Here is a 3,619-nt window from a genome sequence, read left to right on the forward strand (position 1 = left end):
AACACAACGATGTAGCGTCACTTATGCGATTAAGCGAAAGGAGAGCATCGTGAGTTCCACTGTTGAGATGAAGAACGAAGAGGCTGTGCCCTACACGGGTCCGAAGCCGTACGGCATGAGTGACGATCTGATCGTTCCGGGTGCACTGGACCTGGACTGTGACGAGCGGCTGTGGGTTCCGCAATCGCAGGATGTCGAGTTCCGCCCGCTGGTGTTGTCGGCGAGCCAGGGCTACTTCGTGAACATTCTGCGGGTGCGCCGTTCGGGGATCCTGTCCCGGCACCGGCATGCCGGGGCGGTGCACGCGTTCACTCTGCGAGGCCGCTGGCATTACCTCGAGTACGACTGGTGGGCCGAAGAAGGCACCTACGCGTTCGAGCCGCCCGGCGACATCCACACCCTCGAGGTCCCCGAGGACGTGACCGAGATGGCGACCCTGTTCCACGTGAGCGGCGCGTACATCTACGTCGACGTCGACGGCAACACCGTCGGCATCGAAGACGTCTTCAGCAAGATCGACAAGGCCCGCGCGCACTACGAGAAGATCGGGCTCGGCGCCGACTACGTCGACCGCTTCATCCGCTGAGACACCCCGGCGGACACCTCCCGACATGGCGTAATAACACCGAGTTCCCTTCGCGCTCGGGGGCGGTGTCCGCCGGCGACTCACCCTCTATTTCCACGAGCCCGATCGCGGGCGAAAGTAGCAGGTTCCCCACATGCGAGCTCTCACCAAGAGAAGTGCCACTCCACACGACGTCCTGGTGCAGGATCTGCCCAAGCCCGAACCGGGCCCGGGGCAGGTGCGGGTACGCACCGAGGCCTGCGGGTTGTGCGGCAGCGACGTGCACGCCTGGAATCACGACACCGGTTACGAATGGATCCGCCCCCCGGTCGTGCTCGGACACGAGGCGGTCGGATACGTCGAAGCCCTCGGCGAGGGCGTCGACCCGGCCTGGCTCGGCAAACGCGTTGTCCCCGTTGCGATCGACGGCTGCGGCGTGTGCGATCTGTGCGAGCGCGGTTTCCGGCAGATCTGTCCCCGGCGCACCGTCCTCGGATTGTCCTTCGACGGCGCGGCCGCCGAATCGTTCGTCGTCCCCGAGGTCCGCCTGGTCGAGGTCGACCGGCATCTGCCGGCGTCGACGCTGGCGCTGACCGAACCGCTGTCGGTCGCGTGCCGTGCGGTCGCGCACATCGAGAACGCCGCCGTGGGCCCCACCCGGGTGGTGGTGTCCGGTCCCGGACCGATCGGCACGATGGCCGCCCTCGTCCTCGCCCAACGCGGCCACGACGTCGTGCTCTCCGGGGTCGGCAACGATGAGAACGTGCGATTGCCGCTGGCCCGCGCGCTCGGTCTGCGCACCGTGATCGCCGGCCGGGACGAGCTGCCTTTCATTCCCACCGCATGGGTTGACGCCTCCGGTTCGACGGCCGCGCTCGATGCCGCCATCGCCGCGGTCCTGCCCGGCAGCCCCATCTCCGTCGTCGGACTGTTTGCCCGCACCGGACCGGTCGACTTCAACGCCGTCACCCGCAAGGAGATTCGTCTGCAGGGCAGTTACGGATCGACGAAGGTCGACTACCGGGCCGCTGCCGACGCGATGGCCGCCGACCCGGCACCGTGGCCGCAGCTGGTGACCGAAATTTCCCTCACTGATGCGGCTTCGGCGCTCGAGCGCGCCGCGGCCGGTCACGACATGAAGGTCGTGCTCGTCCCATGACCACACCGGACCCCACCCCTGTCCCGAAAGGACACGCCATGTCCACACCCGACATCGCGGCCGAACCCGCTACCCACGCGGCCGGGCGCACCTCGATCGTCAAGGTCGCCTTCGCCAGCATGATCGGCACAGCCGTCGAATGGTATGACTTCTTCCTCTACGGCTCGGCCGCCGCGCTCGTCTTCGGGCCGCTGTTCTTCCCCGACAGCGAGCCTTCCACGGCCACCCTGCTCGCCTTCGCCACCTTCGCGGTCGGATTCTTCGCCCGCCCGCTCGGCGGCATCGTCTTCGGCCACTACGGCGACAAACTCGGTCGCAAGAAGATGCTGGTCGTCAGCCTGCTCATGATGGGCGCCGCGACCTTCGCCATCGGCCTGCTGCCGACCTTCGCGAGCATCGGCATGGCCGCACCACTGCTGTTGATCGGCTGCCGACTGCTACAGGGCTTCGCCGTCGGCGGCGAATGGGGCGGAGCGGTCCTGATGGCCGCCGAACACGGTGACAACGACCGCCGCGGATTCTGGACGTCGTGGACCCAGGCCGGGGTGCCCCTCGGAAACCTGCTCTCCGCGGTGGTGCTCTGGGTGCTGGCCCTGTTCCAGAGCGACGAAGCCTTCGATTCCTGGGGCTGGCGAATTCCCTTCCTGCTCAGCGCCGTTCTCGTCCTCATCGGGTTGTGGATCCGGCTGAGCATCGAAGAATCCCCGGTCTTCGCCGCCAACAAGAAAGCCCTCGAGAATCACAAGGCCGAGCACGCGCCGATCATCGAGGTCTTGCGCAAATACCCCCGTGAGGTTCTCATCGCGATGGGGCTGCGGTTGGTGGAGAACACCTCGTACTACATCTTCACGGTCGTGGTGATGACCTACATGGTCACCTACCTGGATATGCCCAAGAGCGCCGCCATCGCGGGTGTGCTGATCGCCTCGGTCGCGCAGTTCTTCCTCACCCCGGTCATCGGTGCCCTGTCCGACCGGGTCGGCCGGCGGCCGCTGTACTTCACCGGGGCACTCGGTGCCGGCATCTGGGGCTTCGTGTTCTTCCCCCTCATCGACACCGGCAACCAGACCGTCATCGCGGCGGCGATCTTCATCGGGCTGATCTTCACCACCCTGATGTACGCGCCGCAGGCGGCGATGTTCTCCGAACTGTTCGGCACCAGCGTCCGCTACAGCGGCGCCTCCCTCGGCTACCAGCTCGCCTCGGTGTTTGCCGGCGGCCTGGCCCCCGTCATCGCGGTCGCGCTGCTCGGCACCGTCGAGGAGAAGAACACCATCGCGGTGAGCATCTACCTCGCCGTCCTGGCCGTGATCACCATCATCGCCGTGATCGCCGCGAAGGAAACCGCCCGCACCTCCCTCGTCCACGACCGGGTCCTCGACGAGGCCACCGGGAACTGACACCACCGGGCTGGTGTGCGGTGCTCACCCCGCACACCGGCCCGGCCACCAGTCGTCTCCCGATCCGAGTAGAAAGACCTCTCGCATGAACGCACCTGTCCACACCCCGGTCCTGGACCTGTTCCGCCTGGACGGGAACGCGGCCATCGTGACCGGGGCATCGCGCGGCCTGGGCCGCGCACTGGCCATCGCTCTCGCGGAAGCAGGAGCCGACATCCTCGCCGTCGACATCGGCGAACTCGACCAGGTCGACAAGGAAGTGCGCGCCCGGGGCGTTCACTGCGCCACACGCACCGCCGACCTCAGCAACCTGACACCCGACACCGCGGCCGAGCTGATCTCCTGGGCGGGGACCGAGTTCCCGCATCCGACGATCCTCGTCAACAACGCGGGCATCATCCGCCGCGGCCCCGCGACCGACACCACGCCCGCGGACTGGTCGGCGGTGCTCGACCTCAATCTCACCACCCCCTTCCTGCTCAGCCAGGCCTTCGC

At 67.1% G+C, this 3,619-nt stretch carries 4 protein-coding genes; all 4 read left to right on the forward strand.

What is annotated here, in order from left to right; all coding sequences use genetic code 11:
* Positions 1–49 precede the first annotated feature (49 nt).
* Entirely contained in the window at positions 50–586 is a 537-nt protein-coding gene (locus tag AZG88_RS40510) for a 2,4'-dihydroxyacetophenone dioxygenase family protein (protein ID WP_037203928.1), read from the forward strand.
* A 133-nt stretch (positions 587–719) separates the two neighbouring features.
* A complete protein-coding gene (locus AZG88_RS40515; RefSeq protein ID WP_061700971.1) occupies positions 720–1,724 on the forward strand; it encodes an alcohol dehydrogenase catalytic domain-containing protein in 1,005 nt (334 codons plus the stop codon).
* Between the two features lie 38 nt (positions 1,725–1,762).
* Positions 1,763–3,124: an MFS transporter gene (locus AZG88_RS40520; protein ID WP_061043093.1), complete on the forward strand. Its 1,362-nt coding sequence runs from the start codon at positions 1,763–1,765 to the stop codon at positions 3,122–3,124.
* Between the two features lie 85 nt (positions 3,125–3,209).
* Positions 3,210–3,619: SDR family NAD(P)-dependent oxidoreductase (locus tag AZG88_RS54675; RefSeq protein ID WP_231914376.1), on the forward strand; the 410-nt coding region annotated here is incomplete at its 3' end.

Source organism: Rhodococcus sp. LB1 (assembly GCF_001583455.1).
In the GTDB taxonomy this organism is placed as follows: Bacteria; Actinomycetota; Actinomycetes; order Mycobacteriales; family Mycobacteriaceae; genus Rhodococcus_F; species Rhodococcus_F opacus.